Source organism: Algiphilus sp. (assembly GCF_965216485.1).
Taxonomy (GTDB): domain Bacteria; phylum Pseudomonadota; class Gammaproteobacteria; order Nevskiales; family Nevskiaceae; genus Algiphilus.
On the sequence record NZ_OZ244162.1, the window covers coordinates 3130079 to 3147553 of the forward strand.

At 66.4% G+C, this 17475-nt stretch carries 16 protein-coding genes; 9 read left to right on the forward strand and 7 right to left on the reverse strand.

Going from position 1 to position 17475, the window contains the following annotated elements; translation table 11 throughout:
- Nucleotides 1-252: 252 nt before the first annotated feature.
- Both ACOOFO_RS14480 and ACOOFO_RS14485 read left to right on the forward strand, forming a co-directional pair.
- Entirely contained in the window at nt 253-1632 is a 1380-nt protein-coding gene (locus tag ACOOFO_RS14480) for a cytochrome P450 (RefSeq protein WP_420427456.1), read from the forward strand.
- A 43-nt stretch (nt 1633-1675) separates the two neighbouring features.
- Nucleotides 1676-2725, forward strand: a complete 1050-nt coding sequence (locus ACOOFO_RS14485) for a DUF5924 family protein (protein ID WP_420427457.1) — start codon at nt 1676-1678, stop codon at nt 2723-2725.
- Nucleotides 2726-2735: 10 nt separating this feature from the next.
- Here the strand turns inward: ACOOFO_RS14485 and ACOOFO_RS14490 are convergent, their stop codons facing one another.
- A complete protein-coding gene (locus tag ACOOFO_RS14490; protein ID WP_420427458.1) occupies nt 2736-3665 on the reverse strand; it encodes a DMT family transporter in 930 nt (309 codons plus the stop codon).
- A gap of 114 nt (nt 3666-3779) precedes the next feature.
- Between ACOOFO_RS14490 and ACOOFO_RS14495 the strand changes: the two genes are divergently transcribed.
- Nucleotides 3780-4358, forward strand: a complete 579-nt coding sequence (locus ACOOFO_RS14495) for a DUF2946 family protein (RefSeq protein WP_420427459.1) — start codon at nt 3780-3782, stop codon at nt 4356-4358.
- Here ACOOFO_RS14495 and ACOOFO_RS14500 read toward each other — a convergent pair.
- The 3 genes from ACOOFO_RS14500 to ACOOFO_RS14510 form a co-directional block, all read right to left on the reverse strand.
- The gene (locus tag ACOOFO_RS14500) at nt 4355-5374 is read right to left on the reverse strand and encodes a DUF5995 family protein (protein WP_420427460.1); all 1020 of its coding nucleotides are present in this window, start codon (nt 5372-5374) and stop codon (nt 4355-4357) included. The two genes, ACOOFO_RS14495 and ACOOFO_RS14500, sit on opposite strands and share 4 nt — an antisense overlap.
- An 84-nt stretch (nt 5375-5458) precedes the next feature.
- Entirely contained in the window at nt 5459-6028 is a 570-nt protein-coding gene (locus ACOOFO_RS14505) for a YbhB/YbcL family Raf kinase inhibitor-like protein (RefSeq protein WP_420427461.1), read from the reverse strand.
- 101 nt (nt 6029-6129) lie between these two features.
- Complete coding sequence (locus ACOOFO_RS14510; RefSeq protein ID WP_420427462.1) at nt 6130-6501, reverse strand: SnoaL-like domain-containing protein; 372 nt, start codon at nt 6499-6501, stop codon at nt 6130-6132.
- A gap of 163 nt (nt 6502-6664) precedes the next feature.
- On the opposite strand from ACOOFO_RS14510, the gene ACOOFO_RS14515 reads away from it, so the two are divergent.
- The 4 genes from ACOOFO_RS14515 to ACOOFO_RS14530 all read left to right on the forward strand — a co-directional run bounded on the left by ACOOFO_RS14515 (nt 6665) and on the right by ACOOFO_RS14530 (nt 10709).
- Nucleotides 6665-7615, forward strand: a complete 951-nt coding sequence (locus ACOOFO_RS14515) for an ABC transporter ATP-binding protein (RefSeq protein ID WP_420427463.1) — start codon at nt 6665-6667, stop codon at nt 7613-7615.
- Nucleotides 7608-8375 (forward strand): ABC transporter permease, encoded by a 768-nt coding sequence (locus ACOOFO_RS14520; RefSeq protein WP_420427464.1) that lies wholly within the window; start codon nt 7608-7610, stop codon nt 8373-8375. Before ACOOFO_RS14515 ends, ACOOFO_RS14520 begins: the two co-directional genes overlap by 8 nt.
- A gap of 152 nt (nt 8376-8527) precedes the next feature.
- The gene (locus ACOOFO_RS14525; RefSeq protein ID WP_420427465.1) at nt 8528-9919 is read left to right on the forward strand and encodes a M1 family metallopeptidase; all 1392 of its coding nucleotides are present in this window, start codon (nt 8528-8530) and stop codon (nt 9917-9919) included.
- A 124-nt stretch (nt 9920-10043) separates the two neighbouring features.
- Nucleotides 10044-10709 carry an SDR family oxidoreductase gene (locus tag ACOOFO_RS14530; RefSeq protein ID WP_420427466.1) on the forward strand — a complete coding sequence of 222 codons (666 nt, stop codon included), beginning with the start codon at nt 10044-10046 and terminating at the stop codon, nt 10707-10709.
- A gap of 24 nt (nt 10710-10733) precedes the next feature.
- Here the strand turns inward: ACOOFO_RS14530 and ACOOFO_RS14535 are convergent, their stop codons facing one another.
- The gene (locus ACOOFO_RS14535; RefSeq protein ID WP_420427467.1) at nt 10734-12521 is read right to left on the reverse strand and encodes an acyl-CoA dehydrogenase; all 1788 of its coding nucleotides are present in this window, start codon (nt 12519-12521) and stop codon (nt 10734-10736) included.
- Nucleotides 12522-12645: 124 nt separating this feature from the next.
- Nucleotides 12646-13722: a hypothetical protein gene (locus tag ACOOFO_RS14540; protein WP_420427468.1), complete on the reverse strand. Its 1077-nt coding sequence runs from the start codon at nt 13720-13722 to the stop codon at nt 12646-12648.
- A gap of 138 nt (nt 13723-13860) precedes the next feature.
- Here ACOOFO_RS14540 and ACOOFO_RS14545 point away from each other — a divergent pair, with 138 nt between their 5' ends.
- Together ACOOFO_RS14545 and ACOOFO_RS14550 are read left to right on the forward strand one after the other, a co-directional pair.
- Nucleotides 13861-15516 (forward strand): acetolactate synthase large subunit, encoded by a 1656-nt coding sequence (locus ACOOFO_RS14545; RefSeq protein WP_420427469.1) that lies wholly within the window; start codon nt 13861-13863, stop codon nt 15514-15516.
- 34 nt (nt 15517-15550) lie between these two features.
- Complete coding sequence (locus tag ACOOFO_RS14550; RefSeq protein ID WP_420427470.1) at nt 15551-16978, forward strand: aldehyde dehydrogenase family protein; 1428 nt, start codon at nt 15551-15553, stop codon at nt 16976-16978.
- A gap of 69 nt (nt 16979-17047) precedes the next feature.
- Here the strand turns inward: ACOOFO_RS14550 and ACOOFO_RS14555 are convergent, their stop codons facing one another.
- Nucleotides 17048-17449 (reverse strand): 3D domain-containing protein, encoded by a 402-nt coding sequence (locus tag ACOOFO_RS14555; protein WP_420427471.1) that lies wholly within the window; start codon nt 17447-17449, stop codon nt 17048-17050.
- Nucleotides 17450-17475 lie beyond the last annotated feature (26 nt).

Genomic DNA, 17475 nt, shown 5'->3' on the forward strand with positions numbered 1-17475 from the left:
GCCCTGCAGTCTTTCCACCCTTGTGTCCGCCTTCCTTCCGCACGCTTCTCCCCTGACCGCATCGGCCGACCGCGGTCGTCCCTCTGGCGACATCCTACCGCTCACGGGGGCTGCTCCGGTATGGCAGCCATCCGCGCTGGGCAGGGCCCTGCTTGGGCTCCGGAACGCTCCGGGTGCAGCCCTTCGGCACGCAATTGAACGATCGTCCAGCGTCCGGCACACTCGTGGGAAACGACACAGCAGGAGACAGCCATGCCCGACAACAGCGCGGTCCCGCGCTACTGCGACGCCGAGGTACCGCCCAGTGCCACACGGCGCGATCTGCGGCATGTGCCAGGCACGTCGGGCCTGCCCGTCATCGGACAGACATTGGAATTCCTGCGCGATCCGCTGGCCTTCACGCGCAGCCAGCAACGACGCTTCGGCAGTGTCTCCCGGGTGAACTTCCTGTTCTGCGAACGCGCCTGCCTGCTCAGCGCGGACGCCAATGCGCTGCTGCTGCGCGACCGGGAGGGCATCTTCTCGGCGCACGACGGCTGGACACCGATTCTCGGCGACCTGTTTCCGCACGGGCTGATGCTGCGCGACGGTGCCGATCACAAGCACCACCGCCGGCTGATGCAGCCCGCCTTTCGCAAGGAAGCACTCGATGGTTACCTGCGGCGCATGCAGCCGCACATCCAGCAGGCCGTCCACACCTGGTCCGGCCAGTCGCGCATCCACTTCTATCCGGCAGTGAAGAAGCTGACGCTGGGCATTGCCGCCGACTGCTTTCTCGGTCTCGAACTGCAATCGGAAATCGATGCCGTCAATACCGCCTTTACCGATGTGGTGGAAGCCTCTACGGCCGTGGTACGCGCGCCCATCCCACTGGCAGGACGCAAATATGCCCGCGGCCTGCGCGGCCGCCGTTTTCTCGAGGACTTCATCGCCGCGCGCATTCCCGAGCACCGCCGCGGCACGGCCAATGACCTTCTCAGCCAGCTGTGCCACGCCCGTGACGAACAGGGTGCGCATTACAGCGACGAAGATGTGGTCAACCACATGATCTTCCTGATGATGGCGGCGCATGACACCACCACCAGCGCACTGACCACCATCGTCTACGCCCTTGCCGCGCATCCGCACTGGCAGCAGCGATTGCGCGCCGATGTCGAGCACATCGGCGGCGCGCATCTGGCGCCCGAGCAGGTGGAAGCCGCAGAACTGACCAACCAGGTGCTGCGCGAGGCCCTCCGTCTGTATCCACCGCTGACCACCATGGTGCGACAGGCAACCCGGCCCTTTTCCATTGATGGCATCGAGCTGCCGGCGGGCACCTCGGCCGCCATCTTCCCGGTGTATACCCATCGCGATCCGCAGTGGTGGACTGAGCCGGACGCCTTCGACCCCGAGCGATTCAGTACGGAGCGCGCCGAGCATCGCCGTCACCCTTTCGCCTGGGTACCCTTCGGCGGCGGCGCGCACATGTGTCTGGGCCTGCACTTCGCCGAAATGCAGGTGAAGGCCGTGATGCACGTCATGCTGCGCCAGATGCAATGGTCGGTCAGCCAGGGCTACACCATGCCCTACCAGCTCGCCCCCATCGCCAAGCCCCGCGACGGACTACCCATCCGCATCCAGCCGCGCTGACATTCACGCAGGGCTCAGGCGGTGTGCGCATGCTGTGCACCGCATGAAGACGCCCACCATTCCCTCGCATCAACGCAAGCCCTGGCGCCGCCGCGATGGCCTCGGTCGTGCTGCGCGCTGGGTGCTGCGCCGGCGCCATGTGCTGATGCCCACGGCCAGTTTCCTGGCTGGCTGTGCCAGCTACCTGCTGGTCGAGCGCAGCGCGGCGCTGGCGCAGGGTGTGGCGCTCATGGTGCTGGCGAGCTGGTGCTGGATTCTGGCGGAACCCTTCCTCGCCGGGCTCCTGCACCGCTTCAGCAATGGGCGCGTCTCGCCGGCGCTGCTGCGCATGGTCACGCAGTCTCTGCATCAGGAAACCCTGTTCTTCGCGCTGCCCTTTGTCTGGGCAGCCACCCACTGGAGCAGTGGTCAGCCGGTCTTTCTGACGCTCGTGATCCTGGCTGCCCTCGCGACCACCATCGACCGGATCTACCTGGACCGCATCTGCTCCGTGCCCTGGCGGGCGCTTGCCTTCCAGGCCTTCTGCGCCTTCGTCGCCGCGCTGGTGGTCGTGCCGCTGGCGCTGCACTGGGATACCCAGCAAGCACTGCGCATGGCCGCTGGTCTGATGCTGCTTGGCCTGCTGCCCGCCCTGGTCCAGGCCCTGCGTCATCTGCCGCCGCGGCGCTGGACGATGGCCACCCTGGTGCTGGCAGCGCTGCTCGGCCTGGGCTGGCTGCTGCGCACCGGAATTCCTCCGGTCGGCATTCAGAGTCAGCAGATGCGATTGACCGAAGCGGTGAGCGCGTCGCTGGTGCCCGGCCCTGCGGTGCAGCGCATCACGGCGGATCAGCTCAGGGCCGCGGGCATGCATGCATTCGCATCGGTGCGCGCACCGCTTGGCCTGCGCCAGACCCTGGTCTTCGAATGGCATCGCAACGGCCAGTTGGTGGACCGGATTCCCACCACCATCGAAGGCGGGCGCGAGGCCGGTTTTCGCACCTATTCGCGCAAGCAACGCTTCCCCGCCGACGCCGTCGGCCATTGGCGGGTCGAACTGCGCACAGCCGATGGCCAGCTGGTGGCGCGTGCCGATCTGATGGTGACAGCCTAGCCCCGTCGGCTCAGTCGCCGCCGCGATAGAGCGAGAGCAGCAGGATGCCGGCCAGCACAAGCCCCGTGCCGGCCAGCTGCACGCCGCTGAAGGGCTCATCAAGAATCCACCACGCCAGGCCAAGGGTTGACACCGGCCCCATCATCCCCGCCTGTGCGGCCGGCCCGGCCCCGATGCGCGCGATCGCGAACATGGTCAGGAACACGGGGAGGACCGTGCATACGGTCGCATTGACCAGCGACAACTGCCAGACCGCCGCGCTCTGTGTGAACAAGGTCGGAAAGGGCCGCAGCAGCGCGTACTGAAGCAGACTGGCGATGCAGCAGGCGATGAGAGCGAGCGAGACCAGACGCAGCGTGCCGACACGCGCCACCAGTTCGCCAGACAGCAGCAGATAGATCGCGTAGCTGACCGCCGCACCGAAGACCAACCCCGCGCCGAGTACCACGCTGTCTCCGCCAAGGGAGAGGTCGTGCCAGAACACCAGCACGATGCCGGCATAGGCGAAGGCCATCGAACACCACTGCAGTCGCGTCACCTGGCGCTGGAAGAACAGCATGCCCAGCAGCAGTACGAAGGTGGGTGTCAGGAAGAGGATCAGACGTTCCAGGCCGGCGGTGATGTACTGCAAGCCGAGAAAATCGAGAATGCTGGCGGCGTAGTAGCCCAGCAGACCCAGCGCCATGACGTGCAGCGCATCGCGCCAGGAAGGCCGTGGCCGCTGCGCCCAGGTCCAGGCGGCAATCAGCAGGAAGAAGGGCACCGACAGCAGCATGCGCAATGCGAGCAGGGTCACCGCGTCGATGCCCTCGCGGTAGAGCAGCTTGGCCACGATGGCCTTGGCGGAGAAGAACACCGCGCCCAGTACTGCCAGCGCGAGTCCGCCCATGTAATACCGGCGGGCATGCGGGGACGCCGCGCGTATGGGGGTCTGGCTCATGCCTCATTATCGCTGCTGGCGGTGTGGCACCGCAGTGAGGCAATGCCGGCGACCGCTTGACCCGATCCGCGTCATCGGCGGCATGATGGCCGCCGACACCCGCATGGAGAGTTCATGGAAGACCGCATGCTGCGCGCCATGGCGCGCTGGCCCAATGTCCCCGCGCTGTACGGATGGTTGTTTCTCGACCGCCGCGGCAACTGGCATGTGCGCGGAGAACGCATCACGCGCCCGCAGATCATCGACACCATCAACGCCAACTACCTCCCGGATGCGGACGGTGCCTGGTACTTCCAGAACGGCCCGCAGCGCGGCTATGTCCGCCTTGCCTACGCGCCCCTGATTCTGACGGTGGGCGCCGACGGCGCCCTGCTGACCCACACCGGTGCGCAGGTGCAGGCACCTTCCGCCGCCTGGCTGGACGAGGATGGCAGCCTGCTGCTGAGCACCGAGCACGGCCCGGCCCTGCTCGCCGATACCGAGGGCGATTGGCTGCTCGACCGGCTGATCGGCGAGGACAACCCGGTCGATGAGGTGCAGTTGGCGCAGGCCCTCGCCCAGCCCAGCGGCAGCCCGACCGGGTTGTGGCTGTCATGGGGCAACGGGCACAGCCTGGCCTTGAACCGCCTCGATGCCGCGCAGGCACCCGCCACGCTCGGCTTCATCGCCGATCCGCAGCCCTCCGACACCTAAACGCACACGCGGCGTCGGCGCTGCCATAGCCCGAGCACTGCAGCCAATGCCCACCACCGCGATGGCGCACCGCCGCCGGCGGTGGTCGCGGTGTCATTCGACACTGCACTGCCTTCGCCCGCCGCGCGATCCTCGGCGAGGACGCGTTCACAATGCGCGCGGCGCAATGCACGCCGCCCGGGGATCGCACCCGTGGCGAGCACCTCGGCCGTCAGCTCGGCCTGCCATTCAATGCTGTCCGCGGTCAGCGGCGCCAGCCCACTATCGGCATGGCGGACGAGTCGCTCGGCGTTGCGCCAGACCCCTTCGCGCCACAGCGCCACCAGTTGCTGGGCGGCGAGATTGTCGAGCAGCAGGCCCTCACCCATCAGGTCCTGCAGAAAAGGGTCGTAGCGACGCTGAATCTCGTTGACGATGGGCGTGTAGGCCGCATTCAAGGTTTGGTTGAAGCGATCGTGATCCGGTTTGCGGCTGGCGCCGTCCGGCAACGTCAACCCGACTACCGCCAGCGCGAAGGGCATGTCGCGCTGCACGTGCGCGTTGATGGCCAGCAGCATGTCGTGCAGGGCGGTCCAGTCGCCTTCCTGCGCGGCTGCCATCGCCGTCTCCCAGGCGGGCGGGATCGGTCGACCGGCGAGATGGTCCGTGATCATCTGCTCGTAGAGTTCATAGAAGGCGAGCGCTTCGAAGCCGAAGCCGGCCGGGTCGTCGAAGAATCCCGGATCCTTCTCGAGCTGGAGGCGCGCTTCCCGCGTCAGCAGCCGGTAGACGGTGGGAAAGACAGCGCGGTGATCGCAGCCGAAGAAGGCCTCCCACTCAGCGAGCTGCGCCTCGACGAATCGCACGCAATGCAAGCCGTCCACGCCGCAGCGCGCGGTCCGGTCTTCAGCCGGCGCGTCCTGGTACAGCGGCGGCAACACATCCGTCAGCGGCACATAGGGCACTGACTGGGCGTGGCCCTGGCCCACGCCCAACAGGGCGACAAGGGCCAAGCGAGCAGCAATGCCATAGCGCATGGCGGTCTCCTCCTCACCTTTTCGGCAGGATGCTATGCCGGACCACGCGCTACGGCAAAGGCGGCACCTGGCACCGCCTCCCGATTAGCGGCCGAAGGTCGCCTCGAGGGTGCCCACGGCCAAGGCATTGGCGTTGAGCTGGAAGCCGATCAGCGCGGCGCTGGCGTCTTCCGGCACCGGCAGGCTTTCCATGGGCAGCGCGAAGACGCGCACCTGATAGCGGTGCGGATCGTCCCCTTCAGGCGGACATGGACCGCCATAGGCGTGCGCACCGAAGTCGTTGCGCGCCTGCAAGGCGCCCTCGGGCAGGGCATCGCCGTCCGCGGTGCCAGCGCCTTCTTCAAGAGCCGTCGTGTCGGCGGGAATGTTGTAGGCAATCCAATGCCACCAGCCGCTGCCGGTGGGCGCATCCGGGTCATAGATGGTTACGGCAAGGCTCTGCGTGCCCTCCGGCAACTGGGACCATGACACCTGCGGCGAGCGGTTCCCGCCCGTGCAGCCAAAACCGTCATAGACCGAGCGCATCGGCACGGACTCACCGGCCGACCACGTCGTGCTGGATACGGTCAGCTCGGCCTTCTGGGCCTGAGCTGGTACAGCGACGGCGAAGGCGAGTAGTGCACCCGCCGTGAGTGCAGAAAGACTGCTACGCATGAAAAGCTCCCTGGTAAACCAACGCTTCAGCCTACAAAGCAGCCGCCCGGTGTGCCAGCCCTGTTGCGCTTCGACCGACACCGGGCGCACCGGAAGACGGCTCACATCGTGTAGAAAAATTCCTCGCGCACGATCTTGCCGTCGGCGACGGTGTAGACACCCACTTCCTTCATCTGGGTGCGCTCTCCCGATGCCCTGTCGGTGACGTCCATCTCGAAGATCACGGCAAAGCGATCGTCCCCGTGCATGTAGGGGCCATCGATGGTGCTGTCGTTCTCCTCCATGGTGCTGTACCACCAGTCGTGCTTGCCCTTGATGCCCGCGCGACCCTTGGTTTCGCGACTATCCATCCCCGGGCCCTGCATCGCCTCCACCGACACCGCGTCCTCGGCGTAGAGCGTCTCCAACCCCTTGTCGGTCTCACCCGACCGACAGCATTCGACCAGCGCCTCTGCGACTTCCCGTCCCGTCATTGCCTGCCCCTCCATTGCCGGGCACCCTGCCCACAGCGAGTATTGACTGCCGTCGGGCCGCAATCAACGACAGCGGCGTGACATTGCGCACGGCAGCCGCAGACGCCTCAACGCCCACCATGCTGCGGCTTCGTCCATACCACGGACGCCGGGGGGCACTACCATGGCGCCCACCCACACCCTGCTTAGCGGCTCGCGCATGCCCTCAGAGATCATTGTCGACACACTGGTGAAGCGATTCGGGAGCGCCACGGCGGTGGATGCGATCAGTTTCTCTGTCGATCCGCGGGAGACCCTGGGTCTGCTTGGCCCCAACGGCGCCGGCAAGACCACCACCATGCGCATCCTCGCCGGCCTATCGCCGGCGGATGCCGGTTCGGTACAGCTTGCCGGGCTGGACGCCAGAACCCAGGGCCGCGAAATCCGCCGATTGCTGGGCGTGGTCACGCAGCAGGATGGCCTGGATGTGGAGATCAGCGTGCGCGAGAACCTGACGGTCTACGGCTATCTGTGCGGCCTGTCGCGCCGGGCCTCGGCCGCGCGCGCCGACGAGGTGCTCGCCTTCTTTGGCCTGCAAGGCCGGGCGAATGACGAGGTGGACGCGCTCTCGGGCGGCATGAAGCGCCGCCTGGCGATCGCGCGCGCCTGGATGACGCGACCGCGCATCATCATCCTCGATGAACCCAGCACGGGCCTGGACCCGCATAGCCGGGCGCGGGTCTGGGAGAACCTCGCCGAACTCAAGGCGGGTGGCGTCACCGTGCTCATGTCGACGCACTACATGGAGGAAGCCTCCGTGCTGTGTGACCGCGTGGCCATCATGGACAAGGGCCGCATCCTGGCGCTGGGGCCGCCGCGAGAACTGATCGCCGCGCACGCCGGCCGGGGTGCCGTCGAGATTCGCTGCGACGACGCCCAGCGCGGCGCCGTGCGTGCGGCGCTGAGCGCCGCCGCAGTGCCATGGCGCGAGATGGGCGCGGTCTTCAGCCTGCCTGACGAGGGCGCGGATCTCAGTCGGGTGGCAGCACTGGCAGGCGTGCAGGTACACCACCGGCCCGCCAATCTGGAAGACGTGTTTCTGACGCTCACCGGCAAGGAGCTGGTCGATGACTGACTTTCGACTGCGCAGCGTCGCCGGCGTGGTGGAGCGCCACCGCGTCGCCCAGCTGCGCACCTGGAAAGTGGGGCTGACCTGGTTTCTGATCGAACCTGCCTTCGTGCTGGTGGCGATGGGTTCCGGCGTCGGCCAGCTGGTCGTGGAGATTCCGGGACATGGTCCCTACTCGCACTTCGTCACCCCCGGCATCATCATCGGCATGGTGATGTTTCATGCCCTCTTCGATTCCGCGTGGGGCGTGTTCAACCGCATCCAGCAAGGCGCACTGGAGACACAGCTCACCGCCCCGGTCACCGTCGCCGAGCTGGCCGCCGGTGAGGCCTTGTGGGGCGGGATACGCGGCGTGATTTCGACCCTGGCCATCGGCGCACTCGCGATCCTGCTGGGGTGGTTCCCGCTGGCGGCCCTGCCCGTCACCCTGCTGGTCTCGTTCCTGGTCGGGGTGCAATTCGGTGTGGTCGGACTGTGCTCGGCCTCGGCCTCGCCCAGCATGTCCGCGCTGACCCTGGTGTTCACCGTTCTGGCCACACCGCTGTTCTTCTTCAGCGGCTCCTTCTTTCCGATCGCGGTGCTGCCTGACTGGATTGAACCACTCGCCTGGATCGCACCCTTGACGCCCGGGGTGCATCTCGCCCGCGGCATCGCCGAAAGCAGCCTGGATGTCAGCCATGCGCTGAGTGCGCTCTATCTCGTCGCCTTCACCGGCCTGCTGTTCCCGCTCGCCGCCCGCATGCTGCGATCGCGGATGGTGAAGTAGCTCCTCCAACCACATCCTGCGCGCACGGTCAGACTTCCCCGCACCAGGGGCGGGCAATCTCGACCTGGTCTCGCTTGTGCGCTGTGTGCCTGCTTGCGCGCACCTCGGTGCATGACCTATACCGGGCCAATCAGCGATGGCAGGCAGGGACAATGACGATGCAGGCATGGATGGCGGAGGGGCCGCGGTGGCCGAGCAGGACCCTCCGCGCAGCCGTCGCTGCAATACCGATGCTGCTGGTGGCCTGTGACGGCGTTGGCGATGGCCGCTCCGCGTCACCATCACCCGACGCGCCTTCCGCGCCCTTGGAGCCACCGGCACCGGTCGAAAACCGTGCGCGCGCGCTGGTGGAGACATCACTGCGTCTCGACCTGGCAGCGCAGCGCGGCGAGGCCGTGGTGTCGATCGCGGCATCGCAACAGCCGGGCGTCAGCTTTGACGTCGGCGCATTGGAGATTCATTCGGTGACCAGCGCGCTCGGAACGCTGCGCTTTCGCCAGCAGGACGGCCAGCTCGACATTGGCCTGCCATCCAGCGACGGACCGCTCGATATCGTCATCGACTATCGCTTCGCAGCGCAGGACGACTTCAATGGCTGGATGCCCGAGCCCGGTGTCTCCTTCCTGTGGCCGGACTTCTGCGGCAATCTCTTCCCGTGCCGGGACGAGCCGGCCGCAGGCCAGCGCTATCGCCTGACGGTGTCGGGTGTGCCTGAGGGAAACACCGCCGTCTACCCGCAGCGCATTCCCGCCGCAGCCCCCGCCTACATGCCAGCCGTGGCCCTCGGGGACTACCGCGTGCTCTCATTGGGCACGACCCGCGACGGTACCGAGGTGAAGCTCTGGCACCTGCCCGGTGAGGCCGAGCACGCCGTCGACGGTACCCAATACCTCGCGCAGTCCATGGATTTCTTCGAACAGACCTACGGGCCCTACGCTTTTGGCGATGTTGTCGGCTCGGTGTCGGTCCGCTGGGGGCCGGGGCGCTTTGGCGGAATGGAGCATCACCCTTTCTGGCATGTGGCCTCCGAGGCAATGGGAAGCCCCGAGATCCACGCGCACGAGGCGGCGCATGGCTGGTTCGGCAATGGTGTACGCATGGCGTGCTGGGAGGATTTCGCGCTGTCCGAAGGCACCGCCAGTTATCTGGCAGCCCGCGCGCTCGACCAGCAAGGCATTGATCTGTGGCCAGAATATGAGTGCCGCCTGCAGCGAGTCTGTACCGACGAGCGCGTCAACACGGTGGCGCGCCCAAGCGATTGCAACGCTATCCGGTTGCGTGACCACCCCCTGTGGTCCGACGTGCCCTACATGAAGGGGGCCCAGTTTCTCAGGCAGGTCGCCGAGCGGGTCGGCGCCAATGCCGTCGATGACGCCCTGGCCCGCTTCTATCGGGAACGCTTCGGGACGGAGGCGCGCATGCAAGATCTCGTCGACCACCTGCGCGCCGCATTTCCCAGCGAATCGCTCGGCATCGAGGCACTCGCCCAGGGCTGGCTTTACCAGCGTGCATGCCCCAGCGTGCCTGACCGGGTGTGCCGCTAAGCGCCTCGCGACACCCTATGCTGCGACCGGTCAAGCACGCCAAGCGGACACCTTGGACAGCGCACTTGCACATGAGCGGTCACGGCAACTAGCGTGCCGCTTCCTTTTTTCCGCGGAGTCCTTCATGCAGCAGACCATCGTGATCACCGGCGCCAACCGCGGCATCGGATTGGAACTGGCCCGTCAGTGGCAGCAACGCGGCGAGCGCGTGATCGCCGTAGTGCGCGCGGCCTCGGATGCGCTGAAGGCGCTGGACCTGACGGTCATCGAAGGCATTGATGTCTCGCGCGACGACCACATGCCCGCCCTGCGCGCGGCGCTGGTGGATACGGCCATCGACACGCTCTACCTGAACGCGGGGGTGATGCGGTCCGAGAGCCTGGATGACATGGACTTCGACCGCATCCGCGATCAGTTCGAGATCAATACCCTGGGCCCTCTTCGCGTGGTCTGCGCGCTACTGCCACGCATGCGCGAAGGCGGCAAGATCGGCCTCATGACCTCCCGCATGGGTTCGATCGCCGACAACGATTCGGGCGCGAAGTACGGCTACCGAATCAGCAAGGCCGGCCTCAATGCAGCGGGCAAGTCCCTGGCTGTGGATCTCGCACCGCGCGGCATTGCCGTCGCTATCCTGCACCCGGGCTTCGTGCGCACGGAGATGACCAACGGCAACGGTCATATTGATCCACCGGAAGCCGCCGAACGACTCATCCAGCGGATGGACGGACTCACGCTCGAGCACACGGGCACGTTCTGGCACTCCGACGGCAGCGTGCTGCCGTGGTAGTGGCGCCGGTGCCACGCCGCTGAATCAGAACCAAGCGTCCTGCATATCGAGCGCACTGGCCTCGCCGTCGGCGACGAGGCGTGCCCAGTGCGCGATTTGGGGCAGCTCCCGCTGGAAAAAGTACTGCGTCGCCTGACGCTTGCCCGCATAGAAAGCGCGATCGCTGTCGCCGTCCGCGGTGGCTTCGTCAGCGACCAGCACCTGCTCCAGCCAGATCCAAGCGATCACGACGTGACCGAGCATGTCGAGATAGGCGCTGGCATTGGCGAGATAGACGTCCGGCGTGGCCACGCGTTCCATCACGCTGCGCGTGGTGCCGGCGACCGTATCGATCGCCTCCGCGAGCTGCTTGGCATAGGCCTGCAGCACCGGGTGCGTGCTGGCGCGCTCAGCGGTCTCGCCTATGGTGCGTAACAGCAGCTTGAGCGCGGCGCCCTGCCGCATGGTCACCTTGCGGCCCAGCAGATCGATGGCCTGGATGCCGTTGGTGCCTTCGTGAATCGGATTCAGGCGGTTGTCGCGGTAGAAGCGTTCGACCGGGTATTCGCGGGTATAGCCGTAGCCGCCCAGCACCTGGATGGCGAGCTTGTTCGCCTCCAGCCCGTATTCGGAGGGCCATGCCTTGGCGATGGGGGTCAGAATGTCGAGCAGCAGGCCGAGCTGCTCACGGTCCTCGGCATCGTCGGTGGTGGCCTGCCGGTCGACCAGCCGGGCGCAGTAGAGACATAACGCGAGGGCCCCTTCGCAATAGGCCTTCTGCGCGAGCAGCATGCGCCGCACATCCGTGTGTTCGATGATCGGCACCGGCGGATCGCTGGGCGGACTTCCCACCTTGCGCCCCTGTGGTCGGCCGCGGGCATAGTCCAGCGCGTGCAGATAGCCGGTATAACCGAGGACCGCCGCGCCCATGCCGACCCCGATGCGCGCCTCATTCATCATGTGGAACATGCCGGCCAGTCCCTGCCCGGCTTCGCCGACCAGATGACCGACGCAGGCGTCGTTGTCGCCAAAGCTCAGCACCGTATTCACGGTACCGCGGTAGCCCATCTTGTGATTGAGGCCTACCAAGCGCACGTCGTTGCGCGCGCCCACGCTGCCGTCGTCGCCGACGTGCGATCGCGGCACGACAAAGAGCGAGATGCCCTTCGTTCCCGCCGGCGCGCCGTCGATGCGTGCCAGCACCATGTGCACGATGTTCTCGGCGAGGTCGTGCTCGCCGCCGGAGATCCACATCTTGCTGCCCTTGATGCGGTAGCTGCCATCGGCCTGCGGGATGGCGCGGGTGCGGATATCACCCAGCGACGAGCCGGCCTGCGGCTCCGACAGACACATGGTGCCGAAGAAGCGGCCGGCGATCATCGGGCGCATGTAGCGCGCCTGCTGCGCCTCGGAACCGACCACCTTGAGCAGATTGGCGGCAGCACCGGTCAGGAAGGGGTAGCCGGCCGTGCCGATGTTGGCTGCGGAGAACAGCGCGTTGACCGTCTGGCTGACGCTATAGGGCAGTTGCAGACCTCCATCGGCCTCGTCAAAGGGGGCCCCCAGAAAGCCGCCTTCGATGTAGGCGTCCAGCGCCTTCTTCACGGCGGGGATGAGGTGGACGCGCTCCCCGTCGAAGGTGGGTTCGTTGGCATCCAGCTCGGCGGCGTGGCTGGCAAATTCCTCTTCGGCCAGGGTTTCGGCCGCGTCGATGACCGCATCGAAGGTGGTGCGGTCGTGCTGGGCAAAACGCGCGTGGTTGCAGAGCGCGGCCACGTCGAGCCATTCATAGAGCAGGAAATCCAGATCACGTCGGCGAATCAAGAGATGCATGTGGGCCCCGGCTGTGGATCGTCGGCCCGCAGTCTAGCAATCCATCGGCCATGCACTGCGCATCCCTGCAACGTGCTCTGCCATGCCTGCACACGGCCGGCCACTCGGCTGCGGGCGGGGCGGCTCAACCGGCGTGTCGCGCGCGCAGGCGCAGGCCGAGACCGGCCAGCTCCAGCAACAACCAGGCAGCCGCCAGCGCGACGAAGAAGGCGGCGTACTGGCGCAGGAACTGCTGCAGCAGTGCCGCAACATGCCCCTTGTAGAGGCCTTTAGTGAAGCCAAGCGCCGGGTGTGCACGACTGAGCACACGGGCATGGCGCAGGAAATGATCCAGGCCCGCGGATCCCATGCGCGCAGCCCGCAATGCGGCGGCGCGGGCCGCGCCGTCCGCCGTTGGTAGCCAGCGCAGCAGCGGCGCCCCGCCGGCATGCAGCGCATAGGCACCCCCGGGTTGGCGCGCAAACTGCGCGGCGTGGTGCAGTTGCTTCGGGTGCACCACATGGCGCAGCACGCGTTGGGACGGGGCGACCCCCATCGCATCGCTCAGCGTGGAGGCGTCGTTCATGAGTCGGCGCAAGGCCCGACTGTCACCCGTACGCACCGCTTGCTTCGCCTGGCGCACGACATGGGTGGACAACGCCGGACTGAGCGCGTGATTGCGGCGTGCAGCCTTGAGTACGGCGGTGCCGCCGTCGGCCGCGGGCAGTGCCGTCAGCGCCAGCCCCGCCATGGATAGCCCGACGATGAAGGGATCAACCGCCTCGCCGCGCAGCCCGCGTCCGGATTGAATGGCCAGGTCGCGCACATCGCCGAAGACGAAGAGATCCGAAGCGATGGCTGCCACCAGACCAGGCGCGTCATCGGCACGGCCAGTCAGTGCCCCCATGGCGGCCGAGCGCAGCGGGGCGTACCACGCTTCGCGCGCCTGCTGATGGAATGCGGCACGCAGTGCGAGCAGACGGGCGCGCTCCGCATCGGCGGCTGCATGCTGGCGTAGGCCTTCTTCGATGACGAGCAGCGCCGCCTGCTCCTGGCCGGCAGCATGCAAGTGACGCGCCTCTGTCACGTAGTCCAGCGGCGGCAGTTGCGGCAGGCTCCAGTGCGCGCGCGCCGCGGGCCAGTCGTGCACGCAGAGCACCAGAAGCAGGAGTGCGATGGCTCCCCGCAGAAGATGCCCCACGATGCCCAGGCGATAGCGCATGACCCGCATTGTAGGGGCGACAGCCGCTGGCAAACCGCCCCATCCTCTGTGCCCGCACCAACGCGGCACGGATCACCGCCCCCCGCGCGCACAAACTGGGGCATGATGGCCTGGGTCGACGAGCAAGGGGGGGGTCACGTGAAAGCATCCGATCTGATGGTGCGGTGCCTGGAAACGGAGGGGGTCGAATTCGTCTTCGGGATTCCGGGCGAGGAGAACCTCGATCTGCTGGAATCACTGGCGCATTCGCGTATCAAGTTGATCCTCACCCGCCACGAACAGGCTGCCGGCTTCATGGCCGCCACCTATGGCCGGCTGACGGGCAAGGCCGGGGTCTGCTTGTCCACCCTTGGCCCGGGCGCCACCAATCTGGTCACCGCGGCTGCCTACGCCCAGCTCGGCGCCATGCCCATGGTGATGATCACCGGCCAGAAACCGATCAAGCGCAGCAAGCAGGGGCAGTTCCAGATCATCGACGTGGTGGACATGATGACCCCCATCACCAAGTCCACCTGTCAGATCGTGAGCGGCCCGAGCATTCCAGCCCGGGTACGTGAAGCCTTCCGGCAGGCGGACGAGGAACGTCCTGGCGCCACCCATCTGGAGCTGCCCGAGGACATCGCCGCCGAGGATGTCGACGAGCAACCGATTCCGGCCAGCGAAGTACGCCGCCCCGTGGCCGAGCACAAGGCCATCAGCCGTGCAGTCGCCCTGCTCAGCGCCGCCCGGCATCCGCTGCTGGTCATTGGCGCCGGCGCCAACCGCAAGCGCTGCGCACGCATGCTGCGCGCCTTCGTCGACCGCCAGGGCATCCCCTTCATCACCACCCAGATGGGCAAGGGCGTGGTCGATGAGAATCACCCTCTGTGCCTGGGCAATGCGGCGGTCTCCGATGGCGATTTTCCGCATCGCGCCATCGAGCAGTCGGACTGCATCGTCAATGTTGGCCATGACGTGGTCGAGAAACCGCCCTTCGTGATGAAGACCGGCGCGCGCAAGGTCATCCACATCAATTACGCCTCGGCCGAGGTGGACCCGGTCTATTTCCCGCAGGTGGAAGTGGTGGGCGACATCGCCAACGCCATGTGGCAGATGAACGAGGCGCTGTCCCGCCAGCCAAATTGGGACTTCGACTTCATGCACAGCGTCTGCGCCGCCATGCACGCGCATCAGGAAGAAGGCATTTTCGACGCCCGCTTCCCGGTCACACCGGCGCGCCTGGTGGCAGACATCCGAAGGGTCATGCCCAGCGACAGCGTCATCGCCCTCGACAACGGCGTCTACAAGATCTGGTTCGCGCGCAACTACAACGCGGCTGTGCCCAACAGCGTGCTGCTCGACAATGCCCTGGCCAGCATGGGTGCGGGCCTGCCCTCGGCCATGGCCGCGAAGCTGGTGCACCCGGACAAGCCCGTCATGGCGATCTGTGGCGACGGCGGTTTTATGATGAACTCGCAGGAGCTGGAGACGGCGGTGCGCCTCGGCCTCGACCTTGTCGTCGTCATCCTCAACGATTCGGCCTACGGCATGATCAAGTGGAAGCAGCAGCACATGGGGCTAACCGACTTCGGCCTGGATTTCGGCAATCCCGACTTCGTGGCCTACGCCCAGAGCTACGGCGCCCATGGCCACCGTCTCTCTGCCACCGAACAACTGGTACCGCTGCTCAAGCAGTGCCTGGCCAGCGGCGGCGTCCATCTGGTGGACGTACCCGTTGATTACAGTGACAACGACCGCGTACTGAATCGGGAGATTCCCGAACGCAGTCGCGCTTTGCAAGCCGCGCAAGGCTGATCCGCGCCCTTCTTTTCGGACCAAGGAGACCCCCATGCTGGCAAAGCAGTACCCCTTCTACGTCGCCAACCGTCCCGAACAACCGAACGCCGATCTCGAGGTCTTCGACAAGTACCATGGCACGGTGGCCACCCGTGTCGCGCTGGCCGATGCTTCCACCATTGACCGCGCCATCGCCGCCGCCGACGCCGCCACGGACGATATGCGCACCCTGCCGCCTTTCGAGCGACAGAAAGTGTTGCAGCATTGCGTGCAACGCTTCACCGAACGCGCCGAGGAGCTGGCCCAGGCGCTGTGCGTCGAAGCCGGCAAGCCGATCAAGGACAGCCGCGGCGAGGTGACGCGCCTGATCGACACCTTCCGTATGGCAGCCGAAGAAGCCGTGCGCATGGAAGGCACCGTGATGAATCTGGAGACGGGCCCGCGCAGCAAGGGCTATCGCGGCCAGTACAAGCGCGTTCCGATCGGCGCCTGCTCCTTCATCTCGCCCTTCAATTTCCCCCTCAACCTGGCGGCGCACAAGGTGGCCCCGGCGATTGCCGCCGGCTGTCCCTTCGTGCTCAAGCCGGCCAGCCTGACGCCCATCGGCGCCCTGATCATCGCCGAGACCCTGGCGGAAACCGACCTGCCTGCCGGAGCATTCTCGGTGCTGCCCTGTCGGCGCGACGGCGCCGAGCTGTTCACCACCGACGAGCGCCTGAAGCTGCTGTCCTTTACCGGCTCCCCCGAAGTGGGCTGGGACCTCAAGGCCCGCGCCGGCAAGAAGAAGGTGGTGCTCGAGCTGGGCGGCAATGCCGCCGTGGTGGTGCACCGGGATGCCGATCTCGACGACGCCGTGGCGCGCATCGTCTTCGGCGCCTTCTATCAATCCGGCCAGAGTTGCATTGGCGTACAGCGCATTATCGTGCACAGCGACGTCTACGTTCGCTTCCGCGACAAGCTGGTGGCAGCCACCGAACAACTGGTGGCGGGAGACCCCAGCGACGAAAACACCTTCGTCGGCCCCTTGATCTCCGCGAAGGAGGCCGAGCGCCTGGAAGACTGGATCACCCAGGCCGTGGATGCCGGCGGACGCAAGCTGTGTGGCGGCGTGCGCGATGGCGCCATGCTTTCCGCCACCCTGCTGGAGGACGTGCCACGCGATCAGCCGATCTGCGTCGAGGAAGCCTTTGGCCCGGTCGCGGTGCTGAGCCGTTTCGACGACTTCAGTGCGGCGTTGGAGGAAGTCAACGACAGCGTCTTCGGGCTGCAGGCCGGCATCTTCACGCGCGACCTCTACTGCATGCTTGAAGCCTGGGATCGCCTGGAGGTGGGCGGCGTGGTCATCGGCGACGTGCCCTCCTGGCGCGCCGACAACATGCCCTACGGCGGCATCAAGGACAGCGGCATTGGACGCGAAGGGGTGCGTTTTGCGATGGAGGACATGACCGAGATTCGCAATCTGGTCATTCGCACGCCATGAGGCCACTGCCACGCTGACTTGCAGCAACGTGTCGCAGTCAGCGTGGCATCGGGCAAGCAGCGCCTGCGGTTACTCCACTGGTTTCCAGCGAATGGTGACCTGCCGCTTGCCCCATTCACGGGCGGCTGCTTCGTCGAGGCCCATGAAGATGTCGATCTTGTTCTGCCAGCGCTTGTTCATCTTGTCGCGCACGATCCAGGTGCCGGGCAGGCCTTCGATCTTCACTTCGGTGTTGTGACGCAGACCTTTCTCAATCAAATCGCGCGAAACGGCAATGGCCCGCATGCCGGGGACAAGCTGGTCGCCCCAGGCAGCCAGTCCGACATTGCCCTTTTTGGTCTGTGCCTCGGTGGTGTTGTAGGCCGTCGCCGTGACCGTGGTGCTCTGCCACGACTCTTGACCACCACCGCAGGCGGCAAGAATGACGCCGGCGGCGAAGGCCACCGCCGCTATGCCAGAGACGCGTCGCATACGCAGTTCCTCATGTAGACGTTCCT

What these genes read in the sequence shown, in the direction of transcription:
- ACOOFO_RS14515 (WP_420427463.1), top strand. Translation starts at nt 6,665, where the DNA reads ATGGCGCCCACCCACACCCTGCTTAGCGGCTCGCGCATGCCCTCAGAG.
- ACOOFO_RS14500 (WP_420427460.1), bottom strand. Translation starts at nt 5,374, where the DNA reads ATGCGCTATGGCATTGCTGCTCGCTTGGCCCTTGTCGCCCTGTTGGGC.
- ACOOFO_RS14525 (WP_420427465.1), top strand. Translation starts at nt 8,528, where the DNA reads ATGACGATGCAGGCATGGATGGCGGAGGGGCCGCGGTGGCCGAGCAGG.
- ACOOFO_RS14510 (WP_420427462.1), bottom strand. Translation starts at nt 6,501, where the DNA reads ATGACGGGACGGGAAGTCGCAGAGGCGCTGGTCGAATGCTGTCGGTCG.
- ACOOFO_RS14555 (WP_420427471.1), bottom strand. Translation starts at nt 17,449, where the DNA reads ATGCGACGCGTCTCTGGCATAGCGGCGGTGGCCTTCGCCGCCGGCGTC.
- ACOOFO_RS14540 (WP_420427468.1), bottom strand. Translation starts at nt 13,722, where the DNA reads ATGCGCTATCGCCTGGGCATCGTGGGGCATCTTCTGCGGGGAGCCATC.
- ACOOFO_RS14485 (WP_420427457.1), top strand. Translation starts at nt 1,676, where the DNA reads ATGAAGACGCCCACCATTCCCTCGCATCAACGCAAGCCCTGGCGCCGC.
- ACOOFO_RS14530 (WP_420427466.1), top strand. Translation starts at nt 10,044, where the DNA reads ATGCAGCAGACCATCGTGATCACCGGCGCCAACCGCGGCATCGGATTG.
- ACOOFO_RS14550 (WP_420427470.1), top strand. Translation starts at nt 15,551, where the DNA reads ATGCTGGCAAAGCAGTACCCCTTCTACGTCGCCAACCGTCCCGAACAA.
- ACOOFO_RS14520 (WP_420427464.1), top strand. Translation starts at nt 7,608, where the DNA reads ATGACTGACTTTCGACTGCGCAGCGTCGCCGGCGTGGTGGAGCGCCAC.
- ACOOFO_RS14490 (WP_420427458.1), bottom strand. Translation starts at nt 3,665, where the DNA reads ATGAGCCAGACCCCCATACGCGCGGCGTCCCCGCATGCCCGCCGGTAT.
- ACOOFO_RS14495 (WP_420427459.1), top strand. Translation starts at nt 3,780, where the DNA reads ATGGAAGACCGCATGCTGCGCGCCATGGCGCGCTGGCCCAATGTCCCC.
- ACOOFO_RS14535 (WP_420427467.1), bottom strand. Translation starts at nt 12,521, where the DNA reads ATGCATCTCTTGATTCGCCGACGTGATCTGGATTTCCTGCTCTATGAA.
- ACOOFO_RS14505 (WP_420427461.1), bottom strand. Translation starts at nt 6,028, where the DNA reads ATGCGTAGCAGTCTTTCTGCACTCACGGCGGGTGCACTACTCGCCTTC.
- ACOOFO_RS14480 (WP_420427456.1), top strand. Translation starts at nt 253, where the DNA reads ATGCCCGACAACAGCGCGGTCCCGCGCTACTGCGACGCCGAGGTACCG.